At 74.0% G+C, this 15,000-nt stretch carries 12 protein-coding genes; 8 read left to right on the top strand and 4 right to left on the bottom strand.

Annotated elements, in window-relative coordinates; all coding sequences use genetic code 11:
* The first annotated feature begins 36 nt into the window (after positions 1 to 36).
* The 7 genes from ABZV00_RS12400 (at position 37) to ABZV00_RS12370 (ending at position 8,558) form a co-directional block, all read left to right on the top strand.
* Positions 37 to 1,851 carry an AMP-dependent synthetase/ligase gene (locus ABZV00_RS12400; protein ID WP_355604917.1) on the top strand — a complete coding sequence of 605 codons (1,815 nt, stop codon included), beginning with the start codon at positions 37 to 39 and terminating at the stop codon, positions 1,849 to 1,851.
* A gap of 14 nt (positions 1,852 to 1,865) precedes the next feature.
* Complete coding sequence (locus tag ABZV00_RS12395; RefSeq protein ID WP_355604915.1) at positions 1,866 to 3,557, top strand: GAF domain-containing sensor histidine kinase; 1,692 nt, start codon at positions 1,866 to 1,868, stop codon at positions 3,555 to 3,557.
* Positions 3,558 to 3,564: 7 nt separating this feature from the next.
* Positions 3,565 to 4,233: a response regulator transcription factor gene (locus ABZV00_RS12390; RefSeq protein ID WP_007072219.1), complete on the top strand. Its 669-nt coding sequence runs from the start codon at positions 3,565 to 3,567 to the stop codon at positions 4,231 to 4,233.
* A gap of 190 nt (positions 4,234 to 4,423) precedes the next feature.
* A complete protein-coding gene (locus ABZV00_RS12385; protein ID WP_355604912.1) occupies positions 4,424 to 5,233 on the top strand; it encodes an SAM-dependent methyltransferase in 810 nt (269 codons plus the stop codon).
* Positions 5,234 to 5,312: 79 nt separating this feature from the next.
* Positions 5,313 to 6,971, top strand: coding sequence for a bifunctional diguanylate cyclase/phosphodiesterase (locus tag ABZV00_RS12380; RefSeq protein ID WP_355605136.1), 1,659 nt, complete (start codon positions 5,313 to 5,315; stop codon positions 6,969 to 6,971).
* A 307-nt stretch (positions 6,972 to 7,278) separates the two neighbouring features.
* Positions 7,279 to 7,860, top strand: a complete 582-nt coding sequence (locus ABZV00_RS12375; protein WP_328418942.1) for a TetR/AcrR family transcriptional regulator — start codon at positions 7,279 to 7,281, stop codon at positions 7,858 to 7,860.
* 29 nt (positions 7,861 to 7,889) lie between these two features.
* Complete coding sequence (locus ABZV00_RS12370; RefSeq protein WP_355604909.1) at positions 7,890 to 8,558, top strand: lysophospholipid acyltransferase family protein; 669 nt, start codon at positions 7,890 to 7,892, stop codon at positions 8,556 to 8,558.
* Between the two features lie 13 nt (positions 8,559 to 8,571).
* Here the strand turns inward: ABZV00_RS12370 and ABZV00_RS12365 are convergent, their stop codons facing one another.
* The 4 genes from ABZV00_RS12365 to ABZV00_RS12350 form a co-directional block, all read right to left on the bottom strand.
* A complete protein-coding gene (locus ABZV00_RS12365) occupies positions 8,572 to 9,696 on the bottom strand; it encodes a glycosyltransferase family 4 protein (RefSeq protein WP_328418944.1) in 1,125 nt (374 codons plus the stop codon).
* Entirely contained in the window at positions 9,693 to 10,952 is a 1,260-nt protein-coding gene (locus ABZV00_RS12360) for a M48 family metallopeptidase (protein WP_355604905.1), read from the bottom strand. The genes ABZV00_RS12365 and ABZV00_RS12360 overlap by 4 nt, the downstream gene beginning before the upstream one ends.
* 155 nt (positions 10,953 to 11,107) lie before the next feature.
* On the bottom strand, positions 11,108 to 11,326 hold the full coding sequence (locus ABZV00_RS12355) for a hypothetical protein (protein ID WP_355604902.1): 219 nt from the start codon (positions 11,324 to 11,326) through the stop codon (positions 11,108 to 11,110).
* 239 nt (positions 11,327 to 11,565) lie between these two features.
* The gene (locus tag ABZV00_RS12350; RefSeq protein ID WP_355604899.1) at positions 11,566 to 13,020 is read right to left on the bottom strand and encodes an NYN domain-containing protein; all 1,455 of its coding nucleotides are present in this window, start codon (positions 13,018 to 13,020) and stop codon (positions 11,566 to 11,568) included.
* Between the two features lie 128 nt (positions 13,021 to 13,148).
* Between ABZV00_RS12350 and ABZV00_RS12345 the strand changes: the two genes are divergently transcribed.
* Positions 13,149 to 14,903 carry a DEDD exonuclease domain-containing protein gene (locus tag ABZV00_RS12345; protein ID WP_328418948.1) on the top strand — a complete coding sequence of 585 codons (1,755 nt, stop codon included), beginning with the start codon at positions 13,149 to 13,151 and terminating at the stop codon, positions 14,901 to 14,903.
* Positions 14,904 to 15,000 lie beyond the last annotated feature (97 nt).

The raw sequence follows: 15,000 nt of genomic DNA, 5'->3' as shown, positions 1-15,000 counted from the left end.
GGCCGGTCCGGCCAGTGTGAGCACGAGGGAGTGCAGGTGCGCGAGTTCTCCGTTCCGCCGATCGTCACCGTCGGCGACGCGGCCAACCTCACCGATCCGGTCTGGAAAAACGCCGAGGTCGCGCCGGACGCCGTCCAGTTTGCCCGCGCCACCCCGGCCGCCGACGGCACCGGCACCAGCTGGTCCGACGTGACCTGCCTTCAGTTCCGTGACGAGGTGGTCGCGGTGGCCCGCGGCCTGATCGCCGCCGGGATCCAGCCGGGCGAGCGGGTCGCCCTGATGAGCCGGACCCGCTACGAGTGGACGCTGCTGGACTACGCGATCTGGACGGCCGGCGCGGTCACCGTGCCGATCTACGAGACCTCCAGCGCCGAGCAGGCCGCCTGGATCCTCTCCGACTCTGGCGCGGTCGCCGCGGTGGTGGAGACCGCCGACCACGCCGCCCTGGTGGCCGGCGTCCGGGACCGGCTGCCCGAGCTGAACCAGGTCTGGCAGTTCGACCTCGGCGCGGTCGATGAGCTGGTCACCACCGGTGCCGCGGTCGAGCTGACCGAGGTGGACCGGCGACGCGAGGGGGTCCGCTCCGGCGACCTGGCCACCATCATCTACACCAGTGGCACCACCGGCCGGCCCAAGGGCTGCATGCTGACCCACCGCAACATGTACGCCGACATCGCCAACGCGGTGCCGGTGCTGCCGAACCTGTTCAACGCCGGCGCGGCCACCCTGCTCTTCCTGCCGCTGGCGCACGCCTTCGCCCGGCTGATCCAGATCGGCGTGGTGCAGGCCCGGGCCACCATGGGCCACTGCGCGGACACCAAGAACCTGGTCGCCGAGCTGCAGGGGTTCAAACCGACCTTCGTGCTCTCCGTACCCCGGGTGTTCGAGAAGGTCTACAACGCGGCGAAGCAGAAGGCCGAGGCCGACGGCAAGGGCGCCATCTTCGCCCGCGCCGAGCAGGTCGCCATCGCGTACAGCGAGTCGCTGGAGACCTCGCGGGGGCCCAGCCTGGCGCTCCGCGCGCAGCACGCCCTCTTCGACCGGCTGGTCTACCGCAAGCTGCGCGCCGCGCTCGGCGGCCGGTGCCGGGACGCCATCTCCGGCGGTGCACCGCTCGGTGCCCGGCTCGGTCACTTCTTCCGCGGCATCGGGGTGACGATCCTGGAGGGCTACGGCCTGACCGAGACCTCGCCCGCCGCCGCGGCGAACCTGCCCACCGGCACCCGGATCGGCACCGTCGGCCGCCCGCTGCCCGGCGTGACCGTGCGGATCGACGACGACGGCGAGATCCTGCTCTCCGGCGACCTGATCTTCCAGGGCTACTGGCACAACGAGTCGGCGACCGCCGAGGTCCTCGGCGCCGACGGCTGGTTCCGCACCGGCGACCTGGGCCAGCTCGACAACGACGGCTACCTCAGCATCACCGGCCGGAAGAAGGAGCTGATCGTCACCGCCGCCGGCAAGAACGTCGCCCCGGCGGTGCTGGAGGACCTGGTCCGGGCACACCCGTTGATCAGCCAGTGCGTCGTCGTCGGCGACCGGCAGCCGTTCATCGCGGCGCTGGTCACCGTTGACGAGGAGGCGCTGCCGAAGTGGCTGGAGAGCGCCGAGTTGCCCGCCGACACCCGGGTCGAGGAGCTGCGCGGGCACGAGGGCCTGCGCGCGGAGATCCAGTCCGCGATCGACACCGCGAACCAGGCCGTCTCCAAGGCTGAGGCGATCAAGGTGTTCCGCGTCCTGCCCCGCGACTTCACCGAGGCCACCGGCGAGTTGACCCCGTCGCTCAAGGTCAAGCGCCAGGTCGTCCACAAGACGTACGCGGCGGAGATCGCCGATATCTACCGGGGCTGACTACCATCCGTCACGTGCCCGTATCCACATCCGTCGCACCGCACCCGCATCCCCTCGCCGCGGCCGCCCGCCTGGTGATGCTGGCGCTGGTCGCCGTCCTGACCCTGTTCGCCACCCACGACGTCAGCCAGCTGTGGTGGATCGCGCTGCTGGCGGTCGCCGGGCTGCCCGCGTCGCTGGCCCCCCAGCACCGGCTGATCGGCCCGCTCAGCAGGGTGGCCGAGGTGGTCGTGCTGGGGCTGGCCGCGAGCCAGGTGGCCACGGTCGCGTCGATCGGCGGGACGGTGGACGGGCTCGGCGCCTCGGCGATGCTGCCCTACCTGGCGGTGCCGGTGACCGTCACCGCGCTGCGCCGCCGGTTCCGGGAGGGTGCCGCCCTGCTCGCGGTCACCGCCGCCACCCTCCTGGTCAGCGGCGCGCTGACCGAGGTCGGCGGAGGGCGTCAGCTCGGCCAGCCGGGCTACCTGGCGGTCTGCGCGCAGTGGCTGATCCTGGCCGCGCTGGGGCTCTACGCCGCCAGCACCCTGCACCGGGTGATGGCGGTACGCGGTGAGGGCAAGCCCCAGCCGTACGCCGAGGCGACCCGGCTGCTGACCCAGCTGCGCACGGTGGCCCGCCAACTGCCCGGGGCGACCCTGGACCCGGGCGGCATCTCCGAGCACCTGCTGGACGAGCTGCGTACGGTGGCGCGAGCCGACCGGGCGGCGGTGCTGTCGGCCAGCGGCGGCGGCCGGCTCGTGGTGCTCGCCCAGGCCGGGGTGGACCGGGTGGACTGGGAGACGACGCTGGACGCGGACTCGGCGATCGCCGACGCCTGGGCCAGCCAGCAGGCGCAGACCGCTGCCCGCTCACAGTCCCGCTCACACCGCGGCGGCGACGTCTCCGCGCTGATCGTCCCGCTGGTCGCCGGTGTGCGCACGGTGGGGCTGGTGGTGCTGGAGGCGGACGCCGCACACGCGTACCCGCCGCCCGTGGTGTCCCGGGTGACCGCGCTGACCCGGCCGGCCGCGCTGCGGCTGGAGGCGGCGCTGCTCTTCGACGAGGTCCGCTCGCTGGCCACCAACGAGGAACGGCAGCGGCTGGCCCGGGAGATCCACGACGGGGTGGCGCAGGAGCTGGTGATGGTCGGCTACGGCATCGACAACGCCCTGGCCACCGTCTTCGACGACGCCGACGAGACCGCCGAGGCGCTGCGTACGCTGCGCGGCGAGGTGACCCGGGTGATTCAGGAGCTGCGGCTGAGCCTCTTCGAGCTGCGCAGCGAGGTGGACCGGCAGGGCGGGCTGGCCGCGGCGATCGCCGAGTACGCGCGGACCGTGGGCGCGTCCGGCGGGCTGCGGGTGCACCTGTCGTTGGACGAGTCCACCGCACGGCTGCCGGCGGCCACCGAGGCCGAGTTGCTGCGCATCGCGCAGGAGGCGGTGACCAACGCGCGCAAGCACGCTGGAGCCTCGAATCTCTGGGTCACCTGCGAGGTGGACCCCCCGTACGCGCAAATTGAAGTGTCGGATGACGGTCAGGGGATGGCTGACCAGCGCCCCGACGGGCGGTACGGTCTTGCGATCATGGCCGAGAGGGCGGAACGTATCCGGGGCCGGTTGGAGATCAGGCCGCGGCAACCGAGCGGCACGACCGTGGCGGTAGTTCTCGGCACCTCGTCCCGGCGCGATAACGTGCGCGGTAGCGCAGCACCAGAAGGGGAGTAACCCGAGGATGACCACAAGTCCGACACCGGCCACCCGTACCAAGGTCCTCCTTGTCGACGATCACGACCTTATTCGCAAGGGCCTGCGACACGCCTTCGAGCGCGACCGTCAGTTCGAGGTCGTCGGTGAGGCCGCCACGGCGGCGGAGGGGGTACGTCAGGCGGGCGCCCTTCAGCCGGACGTGGTGATCATGGATCTGCGGCTGCCCGACGGCAGCGGCCTGGAGGCCACCCGCGCGCTGCGCAAGTCCAGCGCGTCGATGGGCATCGTGGTACTGACCATGTACGCCGGCGACGATCAGCTCTTCGGCGCTCTGGAGGCTGGCGCCAGTGCCTTCGTGCCGAAGACCGCCCCGGCCGACGAGGTGGTGGCCGCCGCCCGGCACGCCGCCTCCTCCCCCAGCGCGTTCACCGCGGCCGACCTTGCCGAGGCGATGAAGCGCCGGCTCGCCCCGTCCGGTCCGCAGCTCTCCCCCCGGGAGGGTCAGGTGCTGCGGTTGCTCGCCGACGGGATGAGCGTGGCCGGCATCGCCAAGCAGCTGTTCGTCAGCGAGTCCACGGCCAAGACCCACATCTCCAAGCTCTACGAGAAGCTCGGGGCTGCCAACCGGGCGCAGGCGCTGATGACCGCGCTCCGGCTCGGCCTGCTCGAGGCGCCGGACGCCCCGAAGTTCTGATCTGCCCCCGCTCGCCGAGCGGGACGCCGTGACCGAAGGTCCGCGCCAGCCTCCCCGGCAGGCGCGGACCTTCGCGTATCGACCGAGGTCGGCGGCAACATGGGCGGCACGCTATGGTCTGGCGGGCACAGCGGGGGCACAATACCCGCGCGGGCGACGACGCCCGCGTCGCGGACTAGGGGTGAAGCGCATGCAGCGGCCGGACTGGGCACCCGACACCATCGACATCGAGCGCCCAAGCGTCGCGCGGATGTACGACTACTACCTCGGCGGCTCGCACAACTTCGCCGCCGACCGGGCCGCGGCCCAGGCGATGGTGTCGGCGGTGCCGGAGGCGCCGCTGATGGCCCAGGCCAACCGAGCGTTCCTACGCCGAGCGGTGCACCACCTCGCCGAAGCCGGGGTCCGGCAGTTCCTGGACATCGGCTCGGGGATCCCGACCGTCGGCAACGTGCACGAGATCGCCCAGCGGATCGACCCGGAGTCGCGGGTGGTCTATGTGGACGTCGACCCGGTGGCGGTGGCGCACAGCCGCGAGATCCTGGCCGGCAACGACCGCGCGGTGGTGGTGCAGGAGGACCTGCGGCACCCGGAGAAGATCCTGGCCCACCCGAGCGTGCGAGGGCTGCTCGATTTCGGGCAACCGGTGGCCGTGATGATCGTGGCCGTGCTGCACTTCGTCCCCGATGACGACCGACCGGCGGAGCTGCTGCGGACCCTGCGCGACGCGCTGGCCCCCGGCAGCTACCTGGTGCTGTCACAGGCCAGCGACGACGGGCGCAGCCGGGACGAACGGGCCGAGGCGGAACGGGTCTACCGGCGTACCGACAACCCGCTCTGGGTCCGCAGCCGGGATGAGCTGACCGCGCTCTTCGACGGGTTCGAGCTGGTCGACCCGGGCGTGGTCTGGGTGCCAGGGTGGCGGCCGGACACCCCGGAGAGCGCGGAGGACGCCGAACGCGCGGTCTTCATTGGCGGCGTCGGGCGGCTCGGTGCCTGAGTCGCCAGAGGCGACCTCCTACCCGGGCAGCTTCGCCCGGGCCTGGGCCAAGGCGGTCTCCGGCACCAGCTATCTGCCGATGACCCAGGCCCAGCTCGAGACCCTGCTGCACCGGCTCACCGGGCAACTGGCCGGTGCACTGCTCGCCGAGCCGTTCGACGTGCGCACCGGGCACCGGGTCGGCGCCGAACTGGTCGCGGCGCACATCGCCTCCGCGGAGGGGCTGGGCCGTACCGTCGAGGTCATCCAGCTCCGGCTGGTGCGCGACCTGGGGCTGGTTGCCGAGGACGTCGAGGACCGGATGGCGCGGCTGCTGGCCGCCGTGGCAACCGGGTACGCCCGCGCGCTGCGGGACCGGACGCTCGACGAGCAGGAGTCGATCCGCCGGGCCGCCATGATGGCCCGGACGCACGCCGAGCGGGCGTTGCGGGCCAGTGAGGCGCGGTTCCGCCACCAGGCCACCCACGACCCGCTCACCGGCCTGCCCAACCGGACGCTGTTCACCGAGCGGCTCACCGCCGCGCTGAACGAGCCGGGCCGGGGCGCGCAGCGGGTCGGGGTGTGCTTCCTCGACCTGGACCGGTTCAAGGTCGTCAACGACACCCTCGGGCACCAGATCGGCGACCGGCTGCTGTCCACGGTGGCCGAGCGGCTGTGCCAGGCCCTGGGTGAGCACCTGGTGGCCCGGCTCGGTGGGGATGAGTTCGTCATCCTGGTGGAACACACCGCTGGCACTGACGACATGGTGAAGGTGGCCGAGGCCGCGCTGGAGGCGGTCCGGACACCGGCGCTGGTCGACGGGCACGAGCTTCAGGTCTCGGCGAGCCTGGGCATCGTCGAGCGGCAGGTGGCCGGTGCCAACCCCAGTGACCTGATGCGGGCCGCCGACAGCACCCTGCACTGGGCGAAGTCGGCCGGTGGTGCGCGCTGGGCGCTCTACGACGCCGAGCGCAACCGGCGCGAGCTGGCCCGGTACGCGCTTTCCGCGGCCATCCCGGCCGCCTTGGAGCGGGGCGAGTTCTACCTCGACTACCAGCCTCTGACCTCGCTGCGCGACGGCCGGCTGATCGGCGTGGAGGCGTTGGTCCGCTGGCGCCACCCGGAGCTGGGGGTGCTGCGGCCGGACAGCTTCATCGGGCTGGCCGAGGAGACCGGCCTGATCGTGCAACTGGGCGGGTGGGTGCTGGCCGAGGCGTGCCGGGAGGCGAAGGCCTGGTCGGCCGGTGGCGCGGCGGCACCGTTCGTGAGCGTCAACCTGGCGGTCCGCCAGGTGCACCGGCCCGGGCTGGTGCAGGAGGTCCGCGCCCTGCTGGGGCAGACCGGCCTGCCGCCGGAGCGACTCCAGTTGGAGATCACCGAGAGCACGATGATGAGCACCGCCGAGGAGCCGGTACGCGCCCTGCGGGTGCTGGCCGACCTCGGGGTGCGGATCGCCATCGACGACTTCGGCACCGGCTACAGCAACCTGGCGTACCTGCGGGACCTGCCGGTGACCGAGCTGAAGGTTGCCGGGGAGTTCGTGGCGGGGTTGCAGTCGCCGGCGGTCGGACGCACCGACGAGCGGATCCTCGCCTCGCTGGTCTCGCTGGCGCACGCGCTGGACCTGACGGTGACCGCCGAGGGTGTGGAGACCGCCGGACAGGCCGAGCGGCTGCGGGCGATCGGCTGCGACGCCGCCCAGGGCTGGCACTTCGGCCGGCCGGCCCCCGCCGACCGGATCCTGGCCCGCATCCGCTGACCGCCCGGCGCGCCACTCAACGGCGCGGATGCCGCGCCACTCGACGGTGCGCGGACTGCGCGGATGGCGCGTCACTCGACGGCGCGCGGACTGCGTGGATGGCGCGTCACTCGACGGCGCGCGGACTGCGTGGACGGCGATACCTCAGAGGTATTTTTATGACTCTGAGGTATCACGCTCGATGCGGCGAGGCCGCCCTCGGGCTCGCCGGTGGCCACGGCCGGACACGGCCCTCGTCTCATGCCGCAGAGAGTGGGCAGCGAGGGCTGGGTAGACAGCGTCTACGTCCGGCTGGTAGACACTGTCTATGAGCGAGGAGGCGAGTGTCCGGGCGCGGCTGGTGGCCGCCGGGGTGGACCTGGTGCTGCGCGAGGGCCAGTCGGCGGTGTCACTACGGGAGATCGCCCGCCAGGCCGGGGTGTCGCACGGCGCACCACGCCGCTACTTCCCCACCCATGTCGACCTGCTCTCCGCCATCGCCCGCGAGGGCTTCGCCGACCTCGCAGCCCGGGTCGAGGAGACGACGCGCGACGCCGGCCCCGACCCGCGGGCCCGGCTGACCGCGCTGAGCCGGACGTACCTGGACTTCGCGGCGGCCCACGGCGGCATGTTCGAGCTGATGTTCCGGCACGACCTGCTGGGCAGCGGCCGGCTCCGGCTACGCGAGACGAGCCTCCCCCTGTTCGCCGTCGTGACCGACCTGGTGGCCCAACTGCGCCGGCCGACCGACGCGCCAGCCCCGGTGCTGGCCGGCGCGCTCTGGGCCAACCTGCACGGCATCGCCCAACTCTGGGCCTGGGGCAGCCTGCCGCTGGCCACCGGCGCCACCGATGACGAGGCCCTGCTGCGCGCCACGCTGGACGCCCACCTCGGCCCTGCCCCCGCCTGAACCATCCGCCCCCGCACCCCGGAGGACACGTGCCCCTGCTGTACGACCTCACCAAGCTGACCGTCGGCACGACGCTGCGGCTGGGCTGGCGGCCACGCGTGGAAGGGCTGGAGCACCTGCCCCGGCACGGTGGCGCGATCCTCGCCGGCAACCACCTCTCCGTCGCCGACGAGCTGTTCCTGGTCTGCGCGACGCCCCGGCACGTCACCTTCTGGGCGAAGGCCGAGTACTTCACCGGCCGCGGCCCGGGCGGCTGGCTCAACCGGCAGATCGTCGCCGGCATGGGCGCCATCCGGGTGGAGCGCGGCGGCGGCCGGGCCGCCCTCAGCGCCCTCGACGCCGCCGTGCCGGTGCTGCGCTCCGGCGGCCTGGTCGCCGTCTACCCGGAGGGCACCCGCTCCCCGGACGGGCGGCTCTACCGGGGCCGCGTCGGAATGACCCGGCTGGCCCGCGACGCCGAGGTGCCGATCATCCCGGTCGGCGTGCTCGGCACCGCCGAGGTGCTGCCGGTCGACGCGCGGCTGCCCCGCCGACACCCGATCACCCTGCGGTTCGGCCCGCCGATCCCGGTCGCCGGCCGGATCAACGGGCCACGCGACATCCGGACGGTCACCGACGAGGTGATGGCGGCGATCCAGCGGCTCACCGGCCAGGAGTACGTGCCCCGCTACGCACCGCCCCGGTCGAGCCCCAGCTGAGCGCGGGTGGCGGTCAGCCGGCGAGCAGGGCTGCCATCCGCTGCGCCTGCGCCTCCCAGCGCCACTCCCGCTCCACCCACGCCCGGCCGGCCGCGCCCAACTGGCGGGCCAGGTCCCGGTCGGCGAGCAACCGGGCCACCCGGTCGGCAAGCTGGGCGACGTCCCGGCCCCGCACCACGTAGCCGGTCTCGCCCTCGCGGACCGCGTCCGGCGCGCCCCCGGAGTCGCCGGCCACCACCGGCAGGCCGGTCGCGGACGCCTCCAGGTAGACGATGCCCAGCCCCTCCACGTCCAGCCCCCGGTTGCGGGTGCGGCAGGGCATCGCGTAGACGTCGCCGGCCGCGTAGTGCGCCGGCAGTTCGGCCGCCGGCACCGAGCCGGTGAAGACCACGTCCCGCTCCACGCCGGCCTGCCGGGCCAGCTTCTCCAGGGTCGCCCGGTACGGGCCACCGCCAACGATCAGCAGCGCCGCGTCGGGCACCCGACGGCGGATCTCCGGCAGCGCCCGGATCAGCATGTCCTGCCCCTTGCGCGGCACCAGCCGGGACACGCAGACCACCACCGGCCGGTCGGCCAGCCCCAGCCGAGCCCGCACCGGCTCGCCGTCCACAGTCGGGTGGTAGGTGTCCACGTCTACCCCGGGCGCCAGCCGACGCAGCTCGGTCACCCCGTCCAGCACCCGGGCCAGCCGGCTACGGGTGTACTCGCCGAGGTAGGTGGTGACGTCGACGCCTCGACCGATGCGCCGCAACGCCGGCCGTGCGGCGGGCAGCGCCGCCCAACCGACCTCGTGGCCGTGGGTCTGCGCCACCACCCGGCGCACCCCGGCCCGTCGGCGCAGGCCCGCGGCGAGCAGCCCGAGCGGGGCTGCCGCGCCGAACCACACCGTGTCGCAGTCGTACGCGCGGGCCAGCCGCGCAGCCCGGCGGGCGATCAGCGGGGTGGGCAGCAGCACCCGGGTGCGTTCCCGGATCACCTCGAACGGCTGGTCGGCGTCGAACTTCGCCGCCCCGCGCCAGCTCGACGCGTACACCACCACCGAGCCGGCCGGCTGACGCACCGCGAGGTTGTGCACGAAGGACTGGATCCCACCGGGACGGGGCGGGAAGTCGTTGGTGATCAGCAGCGTGCGGCTCATCGGCCGGCCTCCCGGGCGTACGCGCGGGCAGCGGCCATCCGCTCCACGGTGGACGGATGTGTGGCCGAGTAGAGGTATTCCCAGCGCGGCGGGTCAGGGTCGCCGAGGTTGACCGAGCCGAGCCGGCGCTGCATCGACTCGAAGGCAGCCGGGTCACCGGTCAGCGCGAGCGCGTGCGCGTCGGCCCGCGCCTCCACCCGCCGGGACATCAGCGCCTGCACCGGCGCGGCGAGCAGCCCCACCACCGTGACCAGGGCGACCAGTAACGGGAACGCGCTCGGTTGGGCGACCGAGTCGACACCGGCCAGCCGCAGCAGCGGCCCCCACGAGCCGAGCAGGTAGAGCGCCACCACTGCGGCGGCAGCGCCCAGCGCGCCGGTCAGCGTGCCGACCGCCACGTCCCGGTCCTTCGCGTGCCCCAGCTCGTGCGCCACCACGGCGGTCACCTCGGCCGGGGTCGCCTCGCGCAGCAGCGTGTCGTAGACGACCACCCGCCGGGTCGGCCCGAGACCGGAGACGTACGCGTTGACCGCCTTGGTGCGCCGGGAGGCGTCGGCCACCAGCACGTCGCGTACCGGCACCCCGTCGCGGGCCGCCATGCTGACCAGCTCGGTGCGCAGCGGGCCCTGCTCCAGCGGGGTGAACCGGTTGAACACCGGCTCCACCAGCACCGGCAGCACGAACGACAGCAGCACCACCAGCAGGGCCGCACCGGCCGCGCCGAAAGCCCACCACCAGCGCGGGGCGAGCCGGATGACCGCGTAGAAGCCGAACAGCGCCACCGCGCCGATCACCGCACTGACGGCGTACGACTTGAGCAGGTCGACCGCCCAGCCGCTCCAGCCGTTGGTGCTCAGTCCGTAGCGGGTGAGCACGCTCTGCCGCCAGGCGGAGAACGGAAGGGTGAGCAGGTCGGCGACGAGCACCACGGCCAGCCCGCCGAGCACCGCCTGCGCGGCCCAGTGCCCGCCGAACGGCCGGCCCACCAGCTCGACCAGGCGGCTGCCCAGCGGAGTGAGCCCGAGTGCGAGGGCGACCAGCAGCCCGACGGCGAGCGCGGAGTAACCACCGGGGCGCAGCGCGGCGCGGAACTCCCGCCCCCGGGCCACCTGGTCGGCCGGCAGGTCACGCAGCGCCGCGAGCTGGTCGGCCCGGGGCGCCGGCGGTCGGTGCCACGGTATGAGCAGCGCGGCGGTCACCACCAGCGCGACGGTCAACCCGGCCAGGGTCAGCAGCGCCCAGCCGCGCGGGCTCACCGGCGCACCACCGTACGCACCGCGCGGCGGACTTTCTCGCCGCTGCCGGCGGGCCCGCCGTCGTCGCGTCGTACCCCGCTCATCCCGCCGCTCCTCCCGCCGTGACCGCCCATCCTATGGTCCGCGAAAAGCCCGCTCCGGGCGCGGTGTGGCGGTCAGGCGACCTGGCGGGAGGCGCGGCGACGAACAGTGCCGGGACGCGCGGGCGCCGCCAGCACCTCCACGTCGAAGCCGGCCCGGGCGAACACCTCGATCGCCTGGACCTCTGCGGCGGCCAGCCCGGCCGCCGGGGACGACTCGTCGAACAGGGCGGCCACCAGGCAGCCGGAACAACCGCCCCCCTGGGTCGGGCACCCCTCGCAGTCGATGAGCATCACGCCTCCTGATCGGCTCGCGATGCGCGGCCGGGCGCACTGTCGTCGCCACCCGAGCACCGTCGGTCACATCGACGCTAGCCACCGGGTATGACAGAAACCCGGACAACCACCTCGACCGGCCGTTTGGGGGCGAGATCGACTCCAGGTCAGCGATATCGGGGTATCCCGACCGCCGGACACCCCAACATCACCGACCTCGTGTCGATCACGCAGAGATTGGCCGCCGGCCGATGCGGTCAGGAGCGGGCCAGCCGCCGCAGTAGCGAGTCGGCCCCGAGCGGGTAGGCCCCGTGTCGGCGTACGCCGTCGGCGACCTCGCGGTCGGACGAGACCACGACCACCGGACGCCCCGCCGGCTCGGCGCGGACCAGCCGCCGGATCAGCTCGTCGGCGGTCTCGCCCTTGCGGGAGAAGAGCACCCGTACGCCGCGCGGCGCCGGCGGCAGCCCGTGCATCCGCTCCGCGCCGTCGAAGACCACGGTGACCTCGTCGCCGGTCTGCGCGGCGATCCCGCCCAGCCCGGTGATGAGGCGCTTGCGCTGCTGCTCCAGCGACATCTCGCCGAAGCCGCGCTTGGTGACGTTGTAGCCGTCCACCACCAGGTGTGCCCGGGGCAGGGCGAGCAGTTGGTCCAGTCGGGCCGGGTCGTCGGTGTCCCGGGCGCGGGCGGACGGGCCGGCCGGCGCGGTGCCCGGCTGCTCGGCGAACGCGTCGGCCACGAAGTCGGCGGGGAGTTTGTCCACCGGGTCGAGCGCCAGCTCCCGGCGCAGCCCGACGGCGGCCTGACCGATGGTCTCCAGCAGCAGCCAGAGCCGGGCGTCGTCGACCGAGCGGGCTTCCTTGGCGCTGGCCCGGGCCACGCCGGCCGCGGCCTCCGCCTCGGCCAGCCGGGCGCGGGCCCGACGCAGCTCGGCGTCCACGTCGGCGCTCGCCCGCGCGGCCCGGCCACGCTCGGTGGCCAGCACCTCGGTGGCCTTGCGCTCGCGGGCCTGGGTCTCCCGCAGCGTACGGGCCAACTGGCGGGACTCCTCGCGGAGCTGGCCCAACTCCTCCCGGACCCGGGCCAGCTCGTCGCGGAGCTTCTCCGCCTCCACCCGAGCCACCGCCCGGTCGTGCTCGGCCCGGGTGGCCCGCTGCTCGGCCTCGCGAACCAACTCGGCGACGACCGCGCTGTCGGCCTCGGCGCGGACCGCCGCGCCGCTGGCGTCGATCAGCTCGCGCCAGCCACGCGGCCGGGCCAGGTAGGCCAGCGCGGCCACCTCGACCGGGTCGGCGGCGGCTGGCGCGGTGCCCTCGACCACGGCTGCGCCAAGGTCACCGGCGTCGGCCAGCACCCGGGCGGTGACCCGCTGCCGGAACAGCGGGTCGCCGGTGAGCTGGGCGGCGATGGCCGGCGCGCCGAGCCGGGCCCGCCGGTTCGGGGCGAACTTGGCCACCCGGCGCAGCGGTACCGGCACCTCGTCGGAGGGCAGCACGGGCAGCACCGCGGCGGTCAGCGCCACGATCCGCTGCCGGACCGGCTCGGGCAGGGTCGGCTCCGGCTCGACAACCGGCCCGTCGCCCGCCGCCGTCGGGCCGGATGCGCCGGATGTCTCGCTGACTACGTTGTCGTCCGGGTTGCCCAGGGCCCCGTCGAGCGCGACCGGATCCTCCTGCGGGAGGTGGTCGTCGGACGGCTCGGTGAGGGGCATGTAACAAGTCTCCCACCGCGACCGGGCCCACCGCCCGGTGAGTGAGCCGATCTCTCATCCTAGCCCCCGTGGTAACTCATGGGACCGTTGTGACGGGAGTGTCGGACCGGGGCGCTAGCGTGCCGCCGATGGCACAGTCGGAGTACGTCCAGGAGTCACTGGCCGGTCTCGACCCGGCGATGGGCGGGGTGGACCCGGCGCTGCCGCTCTACGCGACCACCTTCGTGGTGGTCGACCTCGAGACCACCGGCGGCGCACCGGACGGCGGCGGCATCACCGAGATCGGCGCGGTCAAGGTGCGCGGCGGTGAGCAGCTCGGCGTGCTGGCCACCCTCGTCAACCCGGGGCAGCCGATCCCGCCGTTCATCACCGTGCTGACCGGGATCACCCAGGCCATGCTGGTGCCGGCGCCGCCGATCGAGCAGGTGCTGCCGAGCTTCCTGGAGTTCATCGCCGACGCGGTGCTGGTGGCCCACAACGCCCCCTACGACGTGGGCTTCCTCAAGGCCGCCTGCGCCAAGCACGGCTACCGGTGGCCCAACCCGCGGGTGCTGGACACCGCGGCGCTGGCCCGCCGGGTGCTGACCCGCGACGAGGTGCCCAACCGCAAGCTGGGCACCCTGGCCGCCTACTTCCGCACCGCCACCCAGCCCACCCACCGGGCGCTGGACGACGCGAAGGCCACCGTCGACGTGCTGCACGGGCTGATCGGCCGGCTCGGCGGGCACCGGGTGGACACCGTCGGCGACGCCATCGAGTTCGCCCGGGCGGTCACCCCGACCCAGCGCCGCAAGCGGCACCTGGCCGAGGGGCTGCCCAAGGTCCCCGGGGTCTACATCTTCCGGGCCGCCGACGACCGGCCGCTCTACGTCGGCACCTCCGGCGACATCGCCACCCGGGTGCGCAGCTACTTCACCGCCGGGGAGAAGCGGGCCCGGATCTCCGAGATGCTGGCGGCGGCCGAGCGGGTCGAGGCGGTCGAGTGCGCGCACTCGCTCGAGGCCGAGGTGCGCGAGCTGCGGCTGATCGCCGCGCACGCCCCGCCGTACAACCGGCGGTCGAAATACCCGGAGCGGATGGTCTGGCTCAAGCTGACCGACGGCCCGTACCCCCGGTTGTCGGTGGTCCGCGGCCTCTCCCCCACCGACACCGCCTACCTCGGGCCGTTCACCTCCCGACGGGCCGCGGAGCTGGCCGCCGCGGGCTTCCACGACGCCGTGCCGCTGCGCCAGTGCACGCACCGGCTCTCGCTGCGGACCGTCACGCCGGCCTGCGCGCTGGCCGAGCTGGGTCGCTGCCCGGCACCCTGCGAGCACAAGATCACCCCCGAGGAGTACGACGACCGCGCCGCCGCGCCGTTCCGCACCGCCACCGCCAGCGACCCGCAGCCGGTGGTGGACGCGCTGCTGGCCCGGATCGACGTGCTCTCCCGCGACCAGCGCTACGAGGAGGCCGCGGTGGTGCGGTCCCGGCTGGCCGCGGTCCTGCGCGCCACCGTGCGGATGCAGCGGCTGGCCGCGCTGACCGGGATCGTCGAGCTGGCCGCGGCCCGGCCGGCCGCCCGTGGCGGCTGGGAGCTGGCCCTGGTCCGGCACGGCCGGCTGGCCGGCGCGGGGGTGTCCCCGCCGAGCGTCCACCCGCGACCCACGCTGAACGCCATCCGGGCGACCGCCGAGACGGTGCCGGGCGGGCACGGGCCGGTGCCGGCGGCCACCGCCGAGGAGTCCGAGCGCATCCTGTCCTGGTTGGAACGACCGGAGACCCGGCTGGTGGAAATGTCCTCCGGTTGGTCCTCGCCGGTTGGTGGTGCGGGCCGGTTCCGCGACCTCCTGGCGAAGGCCGAAAACGGAGGGTCCCACCAACTCTCGACCGAACGCTCATGACCAAGTGACCGATCGGACTACGTCGACTCCCTTAGGCTGTTGGAGAAGTGCAGTCCTGCCCGATTCGTGGGCCTGCTCCCGACCGCCGGGTTTCGGC

It is taken from the genome of Micromonospora sp. NPDC005173, from assembly GCF_040608515.1.
Classification (GTDB): domain Bacteria; phylum Actinomycetota; class Actinomycetes; order Mycobacteriales; family Micromonosporaceae; genus Micromonospora.
Note: the sequence above shows the minus strand (reverse complement) of the source record. Positions and strands in the feature narration are given on the sequence as shown.

What these genes read in the sequence shown, in the direction of transcription:
- ABZV00_RS12390 (WP_007072219.1), top strand. Translation starts at nt 3,565, where the DNA reads ATGACCACAAGTCCGACACCGGCCACCCGTACCAAGGTCCTCCTTGTC.
- ABZV00_RS12385 (WP_355604912.1), top strand. Translation starts at nt 4,424, where the DNA reads ATGCAGCGGCCGGACTGGGCACCCGACACCATCGACATCGAGCGCCCA.
- ABZV00_RS12380 (WP_355605136.1), top strand. Translation starts at nt 5,313, where the DNA reads ATGACCCAGGCCCAGCTCGAGACCCTGCTGCACCGGCTCACCGGGCAA.
- ABZV00_RS12375 (WP_328418942.1), top strand. Translation starts at nt 7,279, where the DNA reads ATGAGCGAGGAGGCGAGTGTCCGGGCGCGGCTGGTGGCCGCCGGGGTG.
- ABZV00_RS12365 (WP_328418944.1), bottom strand. Translation starts at nt 9,696, where the DNA reads ATGAGCCGCACGCTGCTGATCACCAACGACTTCCCGCCCCGTCCCGGT.
- ABZV00_RS12355 (WP_355604902.1), bottom strand. Translation starts at nt 11,326, where the DNA reads ATGCTCATCGACTGCGAGGGGTGCCCGACCCAGGGGGGCGGTTGTTCC.
- ABZV00_RS12350 (WP_355604899.1), bottom strand. Translation starts at nt 13,020, where the DNA reads ATGCCCCTCACCGAGCCGTCCGACGACCACCTCCCGCAGGAGGATCCG.
- ABZV00_RS12345 (WP_328418948.1), top strand. Translation starts at nt 13,149, where the DNA reads ATGGCACAGTCGGAGTACGTCCAGGAGTCACTGGCCGGTCTCGACCCG.